Source organism: Myroides gitamensis (genome assembly GCF_029894455.1).
GTDB lineage: Bacteria > Bacteroidota > Bacteroidia > Flavobacteriales > Flavobacteriaceae > Flavobacterium > Flavobacterium odoratum.
Map to the genome: position 1 here is coordinate 284,382 of NZ_JARYHN010000001.1, position 18,419 is coordinate 302,800.

Genomic DNA, 18,419 nt, shown 5'->3' on the forward strand with positions numbered 1-18,419 from the left:
AACCATTACTCACAATAACTCTTAACCCATAACTTTCCAACCCATAACCCACAACCTAATAATAAGAAACCGTTTGCGGTCTATCATAATTGAAATTAGGTAGTTCCATGTTATATTGAACGGAATTTGCGCGGAATACACTATTCCCAGAATCAGGCATGGTTGGATAATATACTAACGACACTGTTACTTTACTAAATACGAGGTAATCGTTATTCGCTACCAAACCTAAACTAAAGCGAGAGTAAAGCTTCGGGTCGAGCAAGCGATTACTGCTATCTCCGATAAAAGCTCCTTCGAAACTAAAATAGGGGTTAAAGCGAAATCCCTTCCACTCATAAGGAGCGTAAGATTGCCATTGATAGGCAAGAGAAAGTCGTTTCGTTCCTGTAATCTTTTGTGCGCGTATTCCTTGAATAATACCTTCTATTCTTAGTTCATCTCCAATGTGATCATAGCGATGTGATCCGACAACCAATTGAGGAACAAAGAAATGACGGAATCTCCAATCACCCCAGACAAAGAGTCGAGTGAAATAGGTTCCCTCCAATCGGAAGGCGGCTTGTTCCGTTTTTCCGCCATGAAAATGGCCTCCCCATTCGATATTACCTGCAAAATAGCCTAATTTGGTGTAACCACCCATAGCAAATCGAGCACCAAAATAAGCGCGTCTTTTATTGTATTTATCGCGCATTCCACCTGTTAAAGCTAAAATCTTACCTACTTGAACGTCTTCAATGATATCATAGTTGAAAATGAATCGATCTTGGATATAATTGGTAGAGGTTAAGCTGACCGAAGCTAAATATAAACGTTGATCACGATAGTAATCATAAGGGTCGTATTCTTTCCCTGGTGTTTTGTGGTAGTTTTCCTTGACAAAACGAAGGGAAGTACGCAAATTTGTTATAATAGGGCTCTTAGTTTCTACCGGAATAGAATACCCAGCCCAATAGTCATAGGTATTGTATTTGACAGACTCCAAGCTGTATTTCATATTTTGATCTGGGAGTGAATCACGCCTAAAGCGCTGTTGTGCACTTACACCTCCTGCCCATTTGGCATAAGGGGAATAGAAAGGACGATTAAGTGAAACTCCCTTGACATAATTACCCCAAGCATCTTGATTGAATAAAATATTGGAGCGAATAAAGGTATTCTGAATGTTATTCACCGAATAGCTAAAATAAGCCCCTTGGCGATTTTCTTTGAAACGCGTAATGTATTGTACGGTTACATCATGTCCAAAACCCCCGAAGTTTCGATCAGTTAATTTGAGTCGCATGGAAGAAGTAGAGATGGATCCACTAGGGTAAATAGTCCAAGAATCCAATTCTCGAATGGACACATCAATAGAATCCGGAGATGCGGTTGGGACAGCAGTAATCAATACACGACGAACATAACGTTGTGTACGAATTAAACGCTCCGATTCTTTCACCTTCAAGGAGTCAAAAACATCCCCTTCAGTAAAGAGTAAAAAGTTTCGAATTGTAAATTTCTTCGTCTTCAAGTGTGCGCGATTCCCCCATATTTCCAACGATTTTGTTGGCTTTTTAAGGGAGTCTTTTTCGGAATAACCAAAAGGATCTAGCGTCGTAATATTGATGTTGCGAATGATTTTTCCCTCTCCGCGGTCCAGGTGTCGATTAACCTGAACTTCTGGTGCATGCGCAACCAATCGCTTGTTGCTTTTGTATACCAGCCTGTTGAATAAACGACCAATTTTACTTCCTTTGTTCTTCTCTTTTAAGTTAGAAAAAATCTGGGTTGTATCCTTTTCTACTTGAAAAGGTAATTTTTTCATTTGAAGACTATCCACTTTCGGTATGACAGTATCTACTTTCAATACAGGTCTAACCTGTGCAAAACTGACTTGCAAGGCGAGACAAATGAAAACGAAAAACGAGATAAATCTTAGCATGGAGTTTTTTTCGAACGAACTAGTATTGTAACGGAAAAGTTAAGTATTTATTTCTAAATCTCGGATATAATCTTCGTATTCGTAAAAGAAAATTTCGAATGCTGTCATTTTTTCGTTGAAAAATTCAAAAATATTTTCCCAAGTCTTTGGATTATTAATAGAAACATGATCCAAAGAAACCCAAATGCGACTGATTAATTTTCCGTTTTCGAGGTAGTAGTTGCGTTCAAATAGGGCATCAGGTAGATGCTCTTCCAATAGGATTGTTCGAAGCGATTCTATTTTTTCGTAATAAATGGTTCTCTTCTCTTCATCTCTTGGTTCAATATCAAGGAGTACTTCTGCTTTTTTATTGTCTGCATAAAACTTAAAAGAAACATCTTTAATTTTGGTATTGTGCAACAACCACTTTCTTGGATATTCAGCGGCAAATTGAATCCAAAATTCTTTTTTTATTCTTTTAGCATCTTCTTTACTATACATGATTGATAAAGTCGTAAATTTAGGTACATGTTTATTTGATAAAGCAAATCTATGACATTTGATTCTTTTTTGCATAAGATCGAGCAAATTAAAGGTGCAACCCCTGCGGGTATTGATGCGCATCGCCTGATGATCCCCGTAGAAAGGATCCCTTATTTGTATGCAGATGATTTTGAGGAACGCAATCCCAGAGAATCTGCCGTGATGATGTTGTTGTATCCCAAAGGACAGAAAACCCATGTGCTTCTCATTGAACGCGCCACCTACAAAGGCGTTCATTCGGGGCAAGTAGGATTTCCAGGAGGAAAGTACGAGCAGGAGGATGTCGATTTAGTGCATACAGCACTGCGGGAAACACAGGAAGAAGTAGGGATTGTAGACCGAGATATACAAATTATTCAACCGTATACTAAAATTTATATTCCACCTAGTAATTTCTATGTACAACCGTATTTGGGTATTTCACAGAAGGAGTTGTCTTTTACTCCGGATGACTTTGAAGTAGCGAATATCATTGAACTGCCCTTGGATGTATTATTACAAGATCAATTAATCCAAGAGGTTCAAATGAAAACAAGCTATGCGTCTTGGACGCATGTACCTGCCTTTATTTACAAAAACTATACTATCTGGGGGGCTACAGCGATGATGTTGAGTGAACTCAAAGAAACGCTGAAAATAGCGCTTAAAACACCACATTAAGACGCAATTAGCAAATTTTAACCATAAGCAACACGGAAAAGCATTAAATTTGCTGTTCATTAATCAGGATGAAGGAGTATGGGATTATTTAAGAGGAATCCATTTGGACATATTTTATGGCTAAAAAAATGGATCATTAGAACGTTTGGATTTTTAACCCATCAACGTTATAGAGGGTTTAACGATTTACAAATCGAAGGTTCAGAGATTTTACGCCGTTTACCCGATAAAAATGTATTGTTTATATCCAATCACCAAACCTATTTTGCTGACGTGGTAGCGATGTATCACGTGTTTAATGCCAGTTTAAAGGGACGAGATAATTCGATTAAAAATATCATGTATATCTGGAAACCCAAATTAAACCTGTACTATGTAGCAGCGGCAGAAACAATGAAGTCGGGTATTTTACCGCGTATTATGGCTTATGTAGGTGCAGTAAAGGTCGATCGTACGTGGAGAAGTCAAGGGGTGGATATTGATGAAAAAAGAGAAGTAGACCAAGGTCAAGTCGAGAATATTAAAATCGCCCTAGATGATGGTTGGGTGATTACATTTCCGCAAGGAACAACCAAATCATTCAAACCTATTCGAAAAGGAACCGCGCACATTATCAAGAATTATAAGCCGATTGTCGTACCGATTGTTATTGATGGTTTCCGACGATCATTTGATAAGAAAGGGTTACACCTGAAAAAGAAAGGAATATTGCAATCCATGGTGATTAAAGAACCTTTGCAAATTGATTATGAAAATGATAGCATTGATCAAATTGTAGAACAAATTGAAATGGCTATTGAACAACATCCTTCTTTCTTAAAAGTTCTTCCACAAGAATTTATTGAAGAACAAAAAGAACTGAATGAAAGAAGAACTTATGATTATTATAATTCATCAAAGAATTACTAGGGAATAGGAGTAATGGGAAGGGGCTTTTTTGCTTTTTTGCACTTTGATTAACTTCTCAACAGAACTTGATTCATTCTCATAAAAGAAAATCGTTTTTGCTAAATGAGGTATTGAACCAAAAAAGCAAAAGAAAGAGGCTTTTTTGCTTTTTCGTTTTTTTGTACTTTGAATAATTTCCCAATAGAATTTTATTTATTCTTGTAAAAGAAAATTGTTTTTGCTAAATGAGGTAGTGAACTAAAAAAGCAAACAACGAAAAAGCAAAAAAAAAGAGGCTATCAAACGTGATAGCCTCTTTTTTTTAATACGCAGTATTATTATCGTCTGGATAAAGATTTGTACTGTCAATCTTATTTTGGAAAACAGGATTGTCTTCCATTTTTCCTTTTTTAAGCTTACTTGTTAATTCAAAAACAACTTTGTTTGTTTCCTTCGCTACGCGTTGGATAGTCATGCTGTTTTTTTGAAGAGTACACACAAAATAAGTAGTATCATCATAGTCGTAATAACTATACGGATCTCCCCATGTTTTTAGTGCAACTGTTCCTTCTACGAAACGACCTTCTTTAAAAGTACTTTTGTATTTTGCTTTTCCTTTTTCAAAGTACGTACAAGTACCGTGTAATGCGTAATCTTTCAAACCATATTGGTAAACTAAAGATTCGTTTTCATCGTATATGTTTTTTTGAATCGTTCCATCTGCTACTACGGTTTCTTCAGATAGCATTAATCCAGTTAACGTACTAACCGTTTTGTCATAGGTAACTAATCCATTTTCATACGTTGTATATGTATTGCTCTCATAACCATACGAAATTGAAGTTCCGTTGTGCGCATAGCCCTCTTTGTATTCTAACGTAGCAACTAACTCTCCTTCTTCATCATAGAATTTTGTAGGTCCATGTAATTCACCATCTTTATATACTTTAGAGGATTGTAAATAGGTGTCTAGATAGTTTTCCTCTTTTACAATTTCCCCTGCTTTATAGTAGGTTTTTGTTGCTATATAATCCGCATAATCACTTTTAAAGGTTTCAATCCCCTCTTTCAATCCTTTTTCATAGGTTGTGATTGTCGTAGCATAACCATCATATACACTCACAGTTCCGGTATACGGTTTTCCTGCTTTATAAGAAGCTTTTGCTATTTGATTGCCTTCCATGTCATAGAAAACACCTTCTTTGTTGTAGTTGATTTCAGATGCTAAATAAGGATCAATTTCGGTACTATAAGATCCGTTTTTGTTTGCATATTCTTTTTTGTAAACCAACTCCCCTTTGCTATATGTACTTGTAGATTCAATGGCATCATTGTCAAAGAATGTATAATAGGTTCCTTCTTTTTCAATGTTGTCAAAAACACCCGTTACTTTACCTTTAGTATCAAAGTAAGTCACTTTTAAAATAGTTTCATCATAGTCATTCTTATTGAATAACTCTTCTCTACTTTTTTTCCCTTGTCTGGTATAAAATACACGTTTCGAAGTTCCGTTTAACGGCGTGAATACTTCCTCTCTCAGTATTGGTTTACTGTCATAAGAAGGATAAGGTTCATAAGTAGCTGAATAAACAACTCGACCTTTGTCATACGAAATTTTAGTGCCAATTTCGTCATTACTTAATGTAATGAAATCCCCTTGGAAAGGTTCTGTATAGCCATATGTTCCTTTTTTAGATTGTAATTTACCAATGACTGCTCCTTTTTTGTTGTAGTAAGTCGAAGTAAATTCTGTTGCATCTTCAAAAATTTCTCCAGATGAATAAAAAGATTTCTTCTCCACTAAAATACCGTCTTTATAGGTTGTAATTGACTCATCATCATATAAAACACCGTTTTGAGGAGTGTAACCATCTTCATTGTAGATTAACTCTCCTTTTTTGCTTCCATCCGTATTGAAGTACTCAATTTTCTCAAGGTAGTAATCTCCTTTGTAGAATTTAGTTGATTTAGGAACAAAAGCAGTCGGTTGATCATAGAAAATAGTTTCCTTTACTAAACTTCCTTTCTTGTATTCAGATTGGCTTGTTGGCGTATCTGGAGTTTCTGTATATTCATTGTAGAACAAATAGATTCCCTCTTGATTCGTTTCTGAACCATACGTATCTAAATCCGCTTTGTATGTACCAATTGTTTTGCCTTTCTCATCATAGAAAACAGTAGTAGTCTGAGTAGATGTAGCCGTTGTTTTGTATTTTACTTCTCCTGATTTAAAATAGTAGGTCGATGCTGTATTAACACCATCCACATAAGTATTCGTAGCAAGAGGACGGAATGTATCATAATCTAAAATAATAGAGGTACCATTTTGAACAGCTCCCCCTTCATAAGTAGCGGAAAAGATGGTTTCTCCTGCTGCATTGATAAATTGCTCATCAATGATATTGTTGTCGTCATCAAATGTAAATAAGTACTTCTCATTTGCATTGTCCTTGTTGACATAGATGTAAGACAAATACACGCCTTCATTAATTACATAGTAGAAATACGAATTTTTATACAACTGAACCATCGTTCCATCGTATGGGTAACCATTTTCATAGGTTAACGTATATTCTTCTTGCGTAAAAGGATCAGTAGAAGTAATTTTTATTGCATTTCCTTCTTCAAAAAACATATCGAAATTAATCGATCCATCTGCATTATAGTAGGTAACTTTCCCATCATAAGAAATCGTTTTATTGGAATCAAAACTACCGATTCCTTTGATTTCAATTGCTTTTGTTTCTTTGTTGTAGGTTGTAATTTCTTCATATCCCTTTTTTTGTTTGAAAGGTTTCGAAACTCTAAAGGAAGAAGCCAATGCTTTTGTGGTTGTTTCATCATAAGCATTTACCCATAAGGTGTCTTTTGCTGTCTGGCTGTAGATAGCAGAAGAGAATAACAAGGCAATAGGTAATAATTTTTTGTACATCTTACTGTGTGTTTTTATTGTACAACAAATGTAGATAAAACCACAGAAAAACAATATCACTACTTTTAGTGAATGTAAAATAGTGAAAGAGATAAACAAAAAAAAGTCTTTGTATTTGATACAAAGACTTCTATATATTTTTTTAGGCGTATAAAGACTAGGTTAATACCTGTTTTTTCTTGAAAATTAAACGACTATTCATTAAGAAAATAGCGCTTAAAATCAATAAAATCCCCAACCATTGAATTAAAACCACTTGTTCTTGTAAGACCATAAAGGCAACGGTTACGGATACGGGTAATTCAATAGAAGCAACAATACTTCCTAAACCAACTCCTGTATGAGGGAATCCCATATTCAAGAAAATTGGAGGCAGGATGGTACCAAAAAGAGCTAATAATAATCCCCAAGAGTAAAAAATACTCCAATCAAAGTCGCGAATTCCTGTAGTATTATCTGTAAATAGCTGATAAAAAGACAGCATTGCATTGGAGTTGTTAGGGCCGAGTTGCGTAATAAAACAAAAGATTAAAACGATGGCTGTAGCACCGCATAACATGAATAAGCTTCGCTTAGGAGCCGCCAAATGATTAGCAACTACATTAGAAGCAAACATGGTTGTGGCGAAAGAACACGAAGCTAGAAAACCAAAGATAACTCCTCTGTAATCCAATTCAATTTCATTGGCTAATACATTGGTTGCTAGTATTGTTCCGAATAAGATTAACGCAACAGCTATAATTTTAAGCAAGCTTGGGAATTGTTTGGTTACCACACTTTCTATGACTACGCCAATCCATACCGATTGCATCAATAATACTACAGCGATAGAAGCATCAATATAACTTACCGCCATATAGTATAATACCGAAGTGAACCCCATAGAGGTACCTGCTAAAATAAGGTTGCGGATGTCTTTTTTGGTTGCGGTTATTTCATTGGGCTGTTTCTTGCGAATCAGATTGATGATAAACATACCAATTAACCCTAGTAACACTTGAGATAGGGTTACCTCGGCTGTTGTATAACCGTGAGAATAGGCTAATTTTACAAAGGAAGCCAACATACCAAAGCTAGATGCTCCAATGGCTACTAAAAATACGCCTTTTATCAAATTTTGTTCTTTCATTGCTCTACTTTTAACTGCGCAAAGGTAGGTATTATTTTTTTGGAGGTATAGGACAAATGTCTAGGGAGGAGGAAAAGAGAAAAAAGAGGGTAAATGTAGTTTTTGTTCTTCTGTTTTTATCAAATTTTAGTTTGAAATGGTTAATTTAGTTGGTTTAATCTCTATTGATTTATGTTAGTCAAAGTCAAATCTGGCATTGCCTATATTATACAAGTAGAAAAAGAAAAACATTTCAAGGTTTGTATCAAGTTTTGAGTTATATAAGTACAGTGAATCGAGAATAAAGATAGATTTAAGTTCATTTAAAATGATAACATTTAAAAATAACAATTGGCGACCAACAACTGTAGCTTTTATTCAGTCTCTTGTCTGGTCCAAAAAAGATATAACTATTACGTTTTTGTGTCAAGAAAAGAAAGAAGGAAAGGGATGGCCCAATAGAGAAGGGGTATTCGTTGCCGTTGAAGTACAATTTAAAAATTGTACACAGGTTAAATTGAATTTTGAAGGTGATTCCTTGCAACCCGCTTTTGGGTTTGAAATTCTAGATGTTTCAGCGAATGGTTGGGAGAATGTCAATTTTCAAATTGAGGAATATGAAAATGACTGTATTGGTTTTTACTGTGAAGTAGTTGAAGTTTTACCTGTTTTTTAAAAAAATAACACTCAAACTGTATGAGTAATAAAAATAATAAAAAGCATGCTTGTCCATGTTGTGGTTATTATACTCTGAATGACAATGTAGGTCATACGTTTCAATTATGTCTTGTTTGTTATTGGGAAGATGATGGTATACAATTTGGAGATCCCTCATATGAAGGTGGAGCAAATCGTGTTAGCTTAATTCAGGCAAAAGAAAACTTCAAATCTTTTGGAGCAAGTGAACGGGAATTCTTACAATATGTTCGACGGCCTTTGAAAGAAGAGAACTAATTTTTTTGCTCAGTTAAAAGGGGCTCAAATGCCATATCTAATGGAAAAAGATAAAGAAGTAGAGCTGAAAATTAGAAATAAAATAGCTCAATTAGTAAAAAAAGTGGAGGGTGTTCCAGAAGAATTTATTCCTCAACTCAATGTATCTAATGATTTTGCATCCCCTTATATTGATATTGGTTTTGGAGGGGCGGTCTACTTGGTCGTTAGAGAAAGAGGAGTAGAATATGAACGAACATATTATCCCGAAGTGGATTTGCTTATTAAGGAAGTGTTTAAAAGAATAGCGTTTCAATTAGCTGTGCGTGACGAAGCGGAACAAAGAAAAAATGAAGCTGATTACTCGTTAGATAAAATAGAAAAATTACAACTGGATTATTTGAATAAATTTGATTTAGAGTAATTGTTTAAAAAAATAAAACCCCGTCTTTTTGAGACGGGGTTTTTAAGTATACTTAAAAATAGTTTTTTCAACTACTTACAGTTTTTCAAAATTTCTTTTCACGAAAGCCGTAAGTTCTTCTCCTTTCAACAACCCTTGTGATAATTTCGCTAAATCTAAGGCTTGACTGAAAGCAGTTGTACGTTCCGCTTCATTGGTATTGTTCAAGATTTTAGAAGCAAATTCCGAGTTGGTATTCACCACTAAATTGTACATCTCTGGGAAATTACCCATACCGAACATTCCACCACCACCTGATTGACTCATCTCTTTCATACGACGCATGAACTCTGGTTGAGTCAAGATTAATGGAGCATCCTGACTGTCCATTGATTCTAGTTTTACCGTGTATTTTTCTTTCGGTACCACTTGTTCAATGAACGATTGCAACGTAGTTTGCTCTTCTTCGGATAACTTAGAAATTGAGTTTTCCTCTTTCTTAATCAAGTTATTGATGTGATCCGCATCCACACGAGCAAAGGTCATTTTCTCATTCTCACTTTCTAATTTTTGAATCAAGTGAGAAACAATAGGAGAGTCCATAACAATTACTTGGTACCCTTTTTCTTTGGCAGCACTGATATAGCTGTGTTGCGCATCTTTATTTGACGTATATAAAACAACAAGGTTACCGTCTTTGTCGGTTTGTAAATCCTTCGTTGCTTCTTTTAATTCCTCTATCGTATAGTAGGTATTATCTGTTGTTGGATACAACATAAAAGCACCTGCTTTCTCAGCAAATTTCTCCTCAGACAACATTCCATATTCCAACACCACTTTAATATCGTTCCACTTGCTTTCAAAATCAGCTCTATTCTCGTTGAATAGCGATTTTAATTTATCCGCAACTTTACGCGTAATGTAGTTGGAGATTTTCTTTACATTTCCATCCGCTTGTAAGTATGAACGCGATACGTTTAACGGAATATCTGGTGAATCAATTACCCCTTTTAACATCGTTAAGAAGTCCGGAACAATTCCTTCTACATTATCCGTTACAAATACCTGGTTTTGGTACAATTGGATTTTGTCTTTTTGCATTTGCATATCCACACTTAACTTAGGGAAATACAAGATTCCAGTTAAGTTAAATGGATAGTCCACATTCAAGTGAATATGGAATAAAGGCTCTTCAAACTGCATCGGATACAATTCACGATAGAAGTTTTTGTAGTCTTCATCTGTTAAATCAGCCGGTTGTTTCGTCCAAGCTGGAGTAGGGTTATTGATGATGGTGTCCACTTCTACTTTATCATCGCCTTCTCCTTCTTCATGCGTTCCAAATTTAATTGGCACAGGCATGAATTTATTGTATTTCGTTAAAAGCTCACGGATTTTGTAATCCTCTAAGAAGTCAAGAGAATCTTCTGCAATGTGCAGAATGATTTCTGTTCCTCTTTCTTGTTTATCCGATTCTTCTAGGGTGTACTCCGGACTTCCATCACACGTCCAATGTGCAGCTGGTGCATCTTTGAACGATTTAGTAATGATTTCTACTTTGTCTGCGACCATAAAAGCAGAATAGAATCCCAATCCAAAATGCCCGATGATTCCTGTGTCTTTGGCACTGTCTTTGTATTTTTCTAAGAACTCTTCCGCACCAGAGAAAGCAACCTGATTGATGTATTTCTCAACTTCTTCTTTCGTCATACCAATTCCTTGGTCGATGAGGTGAAGTTTTTTGTTGTCTTTGTCGATTTTAACCTCAATAATAGGATTGCCATATTCTACATTCGCCTCACCAATACTCGTTAGGTGTTTTAACTTCAATGTAGCATCAGTTGCATTTGAAACTAACTCTCTTAAGAATATCTCGTGATCACTATACAAGAACTTTTTAATCAGAGGAAAGATATTCTCTACAGTAACATTAATTTTTCCAGATGTCATATTTATTTTGGTATTATTATTTTTAATAAATTTATGTACAACAAAATAGACAAAAAAGATACCAACCTAAAAATAGATGTCAATTTGTCATTTGATTCTTTTTTAGGCAGTAAAATCTGTTAATACCTAGAAAGTTTGTATTATTGTAAAAAATAGAAGAATTATGAAAAAGTTAGTTTTATTAAGTTTTGTAGGCTTGGCATTAGCCTCTTGTAAACCGACGATGGATAAACAGTCGCAATACGGAATTAAAGGAGATTGGACACTGACTTCTGTTTCTCATATCGGAGGTGAATTTGTGAAAGTTACTTCTTTTAATATTGCTGATGCTCATTGCTTCAACGGAAGTCAGTGGAAATTTGTTTCAAACAACAACTCTGGCGTAGTGAGTTTAATGGGAGGGAATTCATGTCCTATGTTTGAAAGTAACTTTAAGTGGTTCGTTAATCCAAATGGTGAATTTGAATTTAAATTTGTCGATGCTGGATTAAAAGCAAAAAACGTAACTACAGGTTATAAAATGAAGGTTAAAAATCAAACCGCTACTAGTTTTGATTTGATTGATTATTTTTACGTAGATGGACAAGGGTATGATGTAACATATCACTTTGTAAAAAATTAAGAATCAACAAGAAGGTAATATTATGAAAAAAACAACTACAACCTTATTAGCAGGAGCTTTGCTAGTAGGTTCTTTATCGCTGACAAGCTGTGACTCTGTCAAAAATGCGAATAATACACAAAAAGGAGCTACAATTGGAGCTGCTGGAGGCGCTATCATTGGAGGAATATTAGGAAATAATATCGGAAAAGGTGGAAATAGTGCTTTAGGAGCTGTATTAGGTGGTGTTATTGGTGGAGCTGCTGGTGGTGTTATTGGAAACAATATGGACAAGCAAGCGCGTCAAATTGAACAAACCGTTCCTGGTGCTCAAGTAGAACGTGTAGGAGAAGGAATTAAATTGATCTTAGGGGAGAGTTCAGTGAACTTTAACTTGAATCAAGCTACTTTGACAGACAAGGCGAAACAAAATTTAGATAAGTTGATTGTCGTATTCAAAGATAACCCAAATACAAATATCAGTATTTTCGGATATACAGATAATACAGGTAGAGAAGAGTATAATTTGAAATTATCAAGACAACGTGCAAATGCGGTGAAGACGTATTTAATGCAAAATGGAGTTTCAAATAAGCGTTTAGCTACAGAAGGAATGGGAATTGCTGATCCAATTGCAAGTAATGATACTGATGCAGGAAGAGCGAAAAACCGCCGCGTAGAATTTGCAATTAAAGCGAATGAACAAATGATTATCGATGCGCAAAATGAAGCAGCTACGATGTAATCTAAGTTAAAAATATAAAAGGGAGCCAAATGGCTCCCTTTTTTTAGTTGCAATCGGTGCAGTGTAAATTAAAATCATCTTTCATCTCATACCAGTGTGTACCTGGTTGTATACTCGATTGGGTTTGATGGGATAAATACGGTTTAATTTTGTCGCTAAGCATAACCTTTTTACCCAACGGGAGATATAAAGTAAAAGTAGGATCCAGTTTTAGTTGTTCATCTGTGATGACAAGGGTATAGGCTGTATCGCTTTCTTTGGTTTGTAAAACATCTTTATGTTGATCTCCAGTATTGCCTAATTTTCCATAAGCCTCTTCTTGATAAGACGGAACAATTTCTATTTTTTGCATCACCTGATCTGTCGTAGCAACTGAATCATTTAGCTGCAACACAATATCCTTACTCGTAGAAAGCAAGTTAGTATCTTGGTTTTCTGATTTTTTATCGTCAGAAGAGTAGGTATAGGTGTATCCATAACGCGTCTCGTTTCGTATAAATTTGTCTGTATTTCCATTAATAATCATAAAGGATAATCCAATTAAACTACCAATCCAAAGTACAAAAATAGAGATGGCAGTAATCCAAATGTATTTCATATTGGTGTAGAGTAATTTTAGCCCCAACAACAACATAATGATAAAAGGCAAGAACGTGATAAGGCTGATAAAGGTATGTAGCATCCATCTTGGGATGTTGGGATCGATGAAGTCAGATGGGATATCGAATTCATTCATCATAAAACTCGTATTGACAATGATCATCAAATTGACAAAAAAGCTAATCAACATACCAATGACAGATACAATGATAAAACCAATTCCCAAGATATAACGAATTACTTTTGTTCCCTGATTCGTTGCTCTTTGCGTTTGCGTTTTAAACTTATCATAGTCAATAGAATTGATTTTACTTGTCGTATAGTCCACTCCTTCGCGTATTTTGCGCTCAATGGTTTCTATGTTGACAGGTTCTCCCATCATATCCAGTTTTTCACTAGCCGTTTTTGCACTGGGAATGATAATCCACAAGACAAAATACAAGAGGATTCCTGTTCCATAGAAGAAAACCAATAAGATAAAAATTAGGCGAACCCAAATCGTATCGATTTTAAAGTAATGAGCCAATCCTGCTAAAACACCACCTAAAATGCGATTGTCAGTATCTCGAAATAACTTCTTCTCTCTGTAATAGGTTTGTTCAGTATGTTGGTAATTGTTCTCATCATCGATAGAGTAATCTTCTGGACGCCCCATGATTTGAATAACTTCTTCTACATCTTCAGAGGTAATTACTTGTTTGGTAGTCGTTATTTTAGAGTTGAATATTTCAGCTATACGCAATTCAATGTCTTGAACTACTTCATCTTGTTCTTCAATAGCAATCGATCTGCGAATCGCTTTGATGTATTGATCCAAGCGTTGGAAGGCTTGCTCTTCAATGTGAAAAACTAAACCACCGATATTTATTGTTAATGTCTTATTCATTGTCTTGATTTTTTGTGGTTATTTCTTGAACTGCATTTGCTAATTCTTCCCATGTTTCTGTTAGTTCTCCTAAAAACAATTCCCCTTTTTCGGTTAATTTGTAATATTTTCTCGGTGGCCCCGCATTGGACTCTTCCCATCTATAGGTTAACAAATCCCCATTTTTGAGTCTTGTTAATAAAGGGTATACCGTTCCTTCTACCACTAAAAGCTTTACTTTTTTAAGCTCCTCTAATATTTCAGAGGTATAATAATCGCGCTCTTTTAGAATGGATAGAATACAGAACTCCAAGATACCCTTGCGCATTTGAGCTTTTGTATTTTCACTATTCATAGGTTCAATGATTTATCTTATGCAAAGATATAGCTAAAAGCATGTACTATGTATTGCAAAGTACTAATTATTAACATTAATTTAACAATTATTGATTTGTAATAGTATAGTTGGAATAGGTGTAATTGGTTTGTTTATAATGTTTTGTGTTTGTTTTTAGCCTTGATTTGTTAAATCAAATTAAGGATATGTATTAGAAAGAAAAAGAAAAATAGGAGGCTATATTTTAATTGAAACTTCAATCAACCGTATAATTTTGTATATTTAGGGGAATTAAAAAAATAGACATACTATGGAATTTTCGGTTTCATCCATCAATAAGTTTTTATTCTTTAAGTTGCCATCGGCCTATTGGACAGGCGTGCGATTGCGACGTATTTCAGATACGAGTGCAACGACTACGGTACGACACAAATGGGTCAATCAAAATCCATTTCGTTCGATGTATTTCGCTGTACAAGCAATGGCAGCTGAATTGTCTACTGGTGCTTTAGTGATGAAGAAAATCAGTGAAAGCGGTCAGCGTATTTCCATGTTAGTGGCACAAAATAATTCTGTTTTCGTGAAGAAAGCCACAGGAAAAATTTCGTTTACTTGTAGCGAAGGGCATTTGTTAGATGAGGCCATTCAAAAGGCAATTGAAACACAAGAAGGAGTGACAGTATGGATGAAATCAGTTGGAATCGATGAAAAAGGGGATGAGGTTTCAGTATTCAATTTTGAGTGGACGTTAAAAGTTCGAGTAAAGAAATAAGTTTTTAAAGCATAGGGTATGAGAGTTTTAGTTACAGGAGCCACAGGATTAGTTGGAAGTGAATTGCTGAAGCAATTGCAGGCAAAGGGGGACGAAGTGGTGTTCTTGACGACAGCCCAAAATAAGCTAGATGCACAACCCAATTGCCAAGGTTTTTATTGGAATCCACAAACACGTCAAATTGATCCAGCCTGTTTAGCAGGTGTTGAGGTCATCATTCATTTGGCTGGTAGTTCGATTGATGGTTCTTGGTCAAAAGAGGGCAAGAAAATGATTATCAATAGTAGGGTAGAGGCTTCTCAAACCCTCTATCAACTCCTCAGTGAACACCCCCATCAAGTGAAGCAAATCATCTGTGCTTCCGCAGTAGGTATTTACGATACTTTAGACGATATCCAAACAGAACAAGAATATACACCCGCAACGAATTTCTTGGGAAAAGTAGTTCAACAATGGGAAGGAGAAAACAGACGTTTTGAAAACTTAGGCATACCAGTAGCGATTTTACGCATTGGTCTAGTTTTGTCACGAGCAGGAGGTGCTTTACCCCATATCGAACAGATGGCAAAATATTATCTCGCCTCACCTTTAGGGAGAGGAACACAGTATTATTCGTGGATTCACTTACAAGATTTGGCACGAATCTTCCTCTTTGTCATGGAGAATCACCTGCAAGGAGCATTTAATGCAGTTGCACCCAATCCAGAAACCAATAAAAAATTTACAAAACAAGTAAGTCGAGCAATAGGACGCCACATGCTATTACCTGCAGTTCCTGCATGGGTATTGCGTTTAGTATTAGGCGAAAAAGCAATGTTGGTCACTGAAGGACAATATATTAGCTGTGCTAAATTATTGAAATTAGATTTTGCTTTTCATTTTTCAACTTTGCCTCAAGCACTTGAGAATCTTTATGAAGGGAGGAGTTAGAGGTTATAGGTTAGAGGTTATGAGACGATGAGAGGTACAATCCCGTAGTGGCAAATGGCAATTTGCCAAGTAACTAGATAAACAAAGCACAAACCTCACGAAGGGTGAAGTTGCTTTTTTGTTTTTTTGTCAAGTTGTAAGATTTATCGATTAAAGACGATTTGCAAAAAAGCCTCTCACAAAAAAACAAAAAAGCCTCTTGCAACAAACCTCACAAAGGGTGAAGTTGTAAGATTTATCGATTAAAGAAGATTTGCAAAAAAGCCTCTCACAAAAAAGCAAACCTCACCATCTCACCTTCACACCACCTCACCATCTCACCATCTCACCTTCACACCATCTCACCTTCACACCACCTCACCACCTCACCATCTCACCCCCTCACCCCCTCCAAAAACTCCCTCCCCTCTGTCACTATTTCTGTCATTATGACACAAAAACACAGTTGGCAAAGGATTTGATTAAAAGAAAGCAACATAAATAGTATGCGATCAGTATGGAAAATAAAGATATAAATAAGGAAGAAGTGGATTTAAACACAGAAAATACGCAAGAAACTGAAACGACGACTGCAGATACAGCGTCAGTAGAGGAAACGTTGAATGCTAAAATTGCAGAAGAGAAAGACAAGTATTTGCGTTTATTTGCTGAGTTTGAAAACTACAAGCGCCGTACTTCTAAGGAGCGTTTAGAATTGTTTAAAACGGCAAATGAAGAAGTTATGTCAGCCATGCTACCGATTTTAGACGATTTCAGCCGTGCTTTATCAGAATTAGAAAAGCAAGGGGAGAGCGAGCATCTAACGGGAGTGCGTTTAATTTCGTCGAAATTAGTTGACACTTTGGCCGCTAAAGGATTAGAAGAAGTAGTAATCCAAAGTGGAGATGTTTTTAATGCGGATTTATCAGAAGCTATTACACAAATTCCTGCAGGTGATGAACTAAAAGGAAAAGTGGTTGACGTAGTAGAAAAAGGGTATAAATTGGGAGATAAGATTATTCGTTTTCCAAAAGTTGTTATTGGTCAATAAGACAAATAGTTGCACCAATTTATTAATAGAAACTCAGAATCCAAATGAAGAAAGATTATTACGAAATATTAGGTATTGATAAAGGAGCAGATGCTGCTGCTATAAAGAAGGCATACCGCAAGAAAGCGATCGAATTTCACCCTGATAAGAATCCGGGAGATAAAGAAGCGGAAGAAAAATTCAAAGAAGCTGCAGAGGCGTATGAAGTATTGAGTGATGCTGACAAAAAAGCGCGTTACGATCAATATGGACATGCTGCTTTTGAAGGTGGTGGTGCATATGGCGGTGGTCATATGAACATGGACGACATCTTCAGTCAGTTTGGAGATATTTTCGGAAGTGCTTTCGGTGGCGGAGGTTTTGGTGGTTTCGGTGGATTTGGCGGAGGCCAACGCAGAGCCAAAGGAACGAGTCTACGCATTAAAGTGAAACTTACTTTAGAAGATATTGCTAATGGCGTAGAAAAGAAAGTAAAAGTAAAACGCAAAATAAAAGCGGCAGGTGTTACCTATAAAACGTGTGCTACTTGTAATGGAACAGGGCAAGTAACAAAAATCGCGAATACTGTATTTGGTCGTATGCAAACGGCATCTCCTTGTCATACGTGTCAGGGAACAGGTCAAATGATTGATCAAAAGCCAGCAGGATCAGATGCAGAAGGAATGATTCAACAAGAAGAAACCGTATCAATTAAAATCCCTGCAGGTGTAGCAGAAGGCATGCAATTGAAAGTTGCAGGTAAAGGAAATGAAGCACCTGGAAACAACAGTGTAGCAGGAGATTTATTGGTGGTTGTGGAAGAATTAGAACACGAAACGCTAAAAAGAGAAGGGGACAACCTACATTATGACCTTTATATCAGCTTTTCTGAAGCTGCATTAGGAGGAAGTAAAGAAATTTATACCGTAACAGGAAATGTGCGCATCAAATTAGAAGAAGGAATCCAATCTGGAAAAATACTTCGCCTAAGAGGAAAAGGATTGCCGCATTTAAATAGTTATGGCAGTGGTGATTTACTCGTTCATATCAACGTGTGGACACCTAAAAAACTGACAAAAGAACAAAAGGAATTTTTCGAGAAAATGCAAGAAGATGGCAACTTCAAACCTACTCCTGGCAAAGGAGATAAATCTTTTTTTGAAAAAGTCAAAGAAATGTTTTCATAATTAGAAAAGAAGTCATACATTTGATGCACACTTATTAAACAGTGGATTTT

General features: G+C 35.9%; 18 protein-coding genes. 11 read left to right on the forward strand and 7 right to left on the reverse strand.

Annotated features, from left to right (window positions below):
• Positions 1–55: 55 nt before the first annotated feature.
• Both M2306_RS01310 and M2306_RS01315 read right to left on the reverse strand, forming a co-directional pair.
• Positions 56–1,924, reverse strand: coding sequence for a BamA/TamA family outer membrane protein (locus tag M2306_RS01310; protein ID WP_259189105.1), 1,869 nt, complete (start codon positions 1,922–1,924; stop codon positions 56–58).
• A gap of 39 nt (positions 1,925–1,963) precedes the next feature.
• On the reverse strand, positions 1,964–2,407 hold the full coding sequence (locus M2306_RS01315; protein ID WP_002986812.1) for a DUF4268 domain-containing protein: 444 nt from the start codon (positions 2,405–2,407) through the stop codon (positions 1,964–1,966).
• A 51-nt stretch (positions 2,408–2,458) separates the two neighbouring features.
• Here M2306_RS01315 and M2306_RS01320 point away from each other — a divergent pair, with 51 nt between their 5' ends.
• Both M2306_RS01320 and M2306_RS01325 read left to right on the forward strand, forming a co-directional pair.
• A complete protein-coding gene (locus tag M2306_RS01320) occupies positions 2,459–3,109 on the forward strand; it encodes an NUDIX hydrolase (RefSeq protein WP_115091184.1) in 651 nt (216 codons plus the stop codon).
• Between the two features lie 78 nt (positions 3,110–3,187).
• A complete protein-coding gene (locus M2306_RS01325) occupies positions 3,188–4,018 on the forward strand; it encodes a lysophospholipid acyltransferase family protein (protein ID WP_115091182.1) in 831 nt (276 codons plus the stop codon).
• A 301-nt stretch (positions 4,019–4,319) separates the two neighbouring features.
• Here M2306_RS01325 and M2306_RS01330 read toward each other — a convergent pair whose 3' ends face one another.
• Positions 4,320–6,929 carry a toxin-antitoxin system YwqK family antitoxin gene (locus M2306_RS01330; RefSeq protein ID WP_259189104.1) on the reverse strand — a complete coding sequence of 870 codons (2,610 nt, stop codon included), beginning with the start codon at positions 6,927–6,929 and terminating at the stop codon, positions 4,320–4,322.
• Between the two features lie 157 nt (positions 6,930–7,086).
• Positions 7,087–8,058 (reverse strand): EamA family transporter, encoded by a 972-nt coding sequence (locus M2306_RS01335; RefSeq protein WP_259189103.1) that lies wholly within the window; start codon positions 8,056–8,058, stop codon positions 7,087–7,089.
• A 307-nt stretch (positions 8,059–8,365) separates the two neighbouring features.
• Between M2306_RS01335 and M2306_RS01340 the strand changes: the two genes are divergently transcribed.
• From M2306_RS01340 to M2306_RS01350, 3 genes are read left to right on the forward strand one after another with little or no spacing between them, the layout of a single operon-like run.
• Positions 8,366–8,713 (forward strand): hypothetical protein, encoded by a 348-nt coding sequence (locus M2306_RS01340; RefSeq protein WP_259189102.1) that lies wholly within the window; start codon positions 8,366–8,368, stop codon positions 8,711–8,713.
• A gap of 20 nt (positions 8,714–8,733) precedes the next feature.
• A complete protein-coding gene (locus M2306_RS01345) occupies positions 8,734–8,991 on the forward strand; it encodes a CPCC family cysteine-rich protein (RefSeq protein ID WP_115091174.1) in 258 nt (85 codons plus the stop codon).
• 40 nt (positions 8,992–9,031) lie between these two features.
• Positions 9,032–9,394, forward strand: a complete 363-nt coding sequence (locus M2306_RS01350) for an Imm63 family immunity protein (RefSeq protein ID WP_259189101.1) — start codon at positions 9,032–9,034, stop codon at positions 9,392–9,394.
• Between the two features lie 75 nt (positions 9,395–9,469).
• On the opposite strand, the gene htpG is transcribed toward M2306_RS01350, so the two are convergent.
• On the reverse strand, positions 9,470–11,323 hold the full coding sequence (htpG, locus tag M2306_RS01355) for a molecular chaperone HtpG (protein WP_002986798.1): 1,854 nt from the start codon (positions 11,321–11,323) through the stop codon (positions 9,470–9,472).
• 163 nt (positions 11,324–11,486) lie between these two features.
• Between htpG and M2306_RS01360 the strand changes: the two genes are divergently transcribed.
• Both M2306_RS01360 and M2306_RS01365 read left to right on the forward strand, forming a co-directional pair.
• Entirely contained in the window at positions 11,487–11,945 is a 459-nt protein-coding gene (locus tag M2306_RS01360; RefSeq protein WP_002986797.1) for a lipocalin family protein, read from the forward strand.
• Between the two features lie 22 nt (positions 11,946–11,967).
• Positions 11,968–12,669 carry a YiaD family glycine zipper/OmpA-like lipoprotein gene (locus M2306_RS01365; protein WP_115091170.1) on the forward strand — a complete coding sequence of 234 codons (702 nt, stop codon included), beginning with the start codon at positions 11,968–11,970 and terminating at the stop codon, positions 12,667–12,669.
• A gap of 43 nt (positions 12,670–12,712) precedes the next feature.
• Here the strand turns inward: M2306_RS01365 and M2306_RS01370 are convergent, their stop codons facing one another.
• On the reverse strand, positions 12,713–14,155 hold the full coding sequence (locus M2306_RS01370) for a PspC domain-containing protein (protein ID WP_259189100.1): 1,443 nt from the start codon (positions 14,153–14,155) through the stop codon (positions 12,713–12,715).
• Positions 14,148–14,489, reverse strand: coding sequence for a PadR family transcriptional regulator (locus M2306_RS01375; protein ID WP_002986792.1), 342 nt, complete (start codon positions 14,487–14,489; stop codon positions 14,148–14,150). Before M2306_RS01375 ends, M2306_RS01370 begins: the two co-directional genes overlap by 8 nt.
• Positions 14,490–14,781: 292 nt before the next feature.
• Here M2306_RS01375 and M2306_RS01380 point away from each other — a divergent pair, with 292 nt between their 5' ends.
• The 4 genes from M2306_RS01380 to dnaJ all read left to right on the forward strand — a co-directional run bounded on the left by M2306_RS01380 (position 14,782) and on the right by dnaJ (position 18,369).
• Positions 14,782–15,243 (forward strand): DUF4442 domain-containing protein, encoded by a 462-nt coding sequence (locus M2306_RS01380; protein ID WP_259189099.1) that lies wholly within the window; start codon positions 14,782–14,784, stop codon positions 15,241–15,243.
• Positions 15,244–15,261: 18 nt separating this feature from the next.
• The gene (locus tag M2306_RS01385; protein ID WP_259189098.1) at positions 15,262–16,173 is read left to right on the forward strand and encodes a TIGR01777 family oxidoreductase; all 912 of its coding nucleotides are present in this window, start codon (positions 15,262–15,264) and stop codon (positions 16,171–16,173) included.
• A gap of 496 nt (positions 16,174–16,669) precedes the next feature.
• Positions 16,670–17,203, forward strand: coding sequence for a nucleotide exchange factor GrpE (locus tag M2306_RS01390; protein ID WP_115091162.1), 534 nt, complete (start codon positions 16,670–16,672; stop codon positions 17,201–17,203).
• A gap of 44 nt (positions 17,204–17,247) precedes the next feature.
• On the forward strand, positions 17,248–18,369 hold the full coding sequence (gene dnaJ / locus M2306_RS01395; protein WP_259189097.1) for a molecular chaperone DnaJ: 1,122 nt from the start codon (positions 17,248–17,250) through the stop codon (positions 18,367–18,369).
• Positions 18,370–18,419 lie beyond the last annotated feature (50 nt).

Excerpts from the sequence above, each read along its gene's own strand:
- M2306_RS01385 (WP_259189098.1), top strand. The coding sequence starts at position 15,262 with ATGAGAGTTTTAGTTACAGGAGCCACAGGATTAGTTGGAAGTGAATTG.
- M2306_RS01375 (WP_002986792.1), bottom strand. The coding sequence starts at position 14,489 with ATGAATAGTGAAAATACAAAAGCTCAAATGCGCAAGGGTATCTTGGAG.
- M2306_RS01370 (WP_259189100.1), bottom strand. The coding sequence starts at position 14,155 with ATGAATAAGACATTAACAATAAATATCGGTGGTTTAGTTTTTCACATT.
- M2306_RS01380 (WP_259189099.1), top strand. The coding sequence starts at position 14,782 with ATGGAATTTTCGGTTTCATCCATCAATAAGTTTTTATTCTTTAAGTTG.
- M2306_RS01390 (WP_115091162.1), top strand. The coding sequence starts at position 16,670 with ATGGAAAATAAAGATATAAATAAGGAAGAAGTGGATTTAAACACAGAA.
- M2306_RS01335 (WP_259189103.1), bottom strand. The coding sequence starts at position 8,058 with ATGAAAGAACAAAATTTGATAAAAGGCGTATTTTTAGTAGCCATTGGA.
- M2306_RS01365 (WP_115091170.1), top strand. The coding sequence starts at position 11,968 with ATGAAAAAAACAACTACAACCTTATTAGCAGGAGCTTTGCTAGTAGGT.
- htpG (WP_002986798.1), bottom strand. The coding sequence starts at position 11,323 with ATGACATCTGGAAAAATTAATGTTACTGTAGAGAATATCTTTCCTCTG.
- dnaJ (WP_259189097.1), top strand. The coding sequence starts at position 17,248 with ATGAAGAAAGATTATTACGAAATATTAGGTATTGATAAAGGAGCAGAT.
- M2306_RS01315 (WP_002986812.1), bottom strand. The coding sequence starts at position 2,407 with ATGTATAGTAAAGAAGATGCTAAAAGAATAAAAAAAGAATTTTGGATT.
- M2306_RS01350 (WP_259189101.1), top strand. The coding sequence starts at position 9,032 with ATGGAAAAAGATAAAGAAGTAGAGCTGAAAATTAGAAATAAAATAGCT.
- M2306_RS01325 (WP_115091182.1), top strand. The coding sequence starts at position 3,188 with ATGGGATTATTTAAGAGGAATCCATTTGGACATATTTTATGGCTAAAA.
- M2306_RS01320 (WP_115091184.1), top strand. The coding sequence starts at position 2,459 with ATGACATTTGATTCTTTTTTGCATAAGATCGAGCAAATTAAAGGTGCA.
- M2306_RS01340 (WP_259189102.1), top strand. The coding sequence starts at position 8,366 with ATGATAACATTTAAAAATAACAATTGGCGACCAACAACTGTAGCTTTT.
- M2306_RS01330 (WP_259189104.1), bottom strand. The coding sequence starts at position 6,929 with ATGTACAAAAAATTATTACCTATTGCCTTGTTATTCTCTTCTGCTATC.
- M2306_RS01310 (WP_259189105.1), bottom strand. The coding sequence starts at position 1,924 with ATGCTAAGATTTATCTCGTTTTTCGTTTTCATTTGTCTCGCCTTGCAA.
- M2306_RS01345 (WP_115091174.1), top strand. The coding sequence starts at position 8,734 with ATGAGTAATAAAAATAATAAAAAGCATGCTTGTCCATGTTGTGGTTAT.
- M2306_RS01360 (WP_002986797.1), top strand. The coding sequence starts at position 11,487 with ATGAAAAAGTTAGTTTTATTAAGTTTTGTAGGCTTGGCATTAGCCTCT.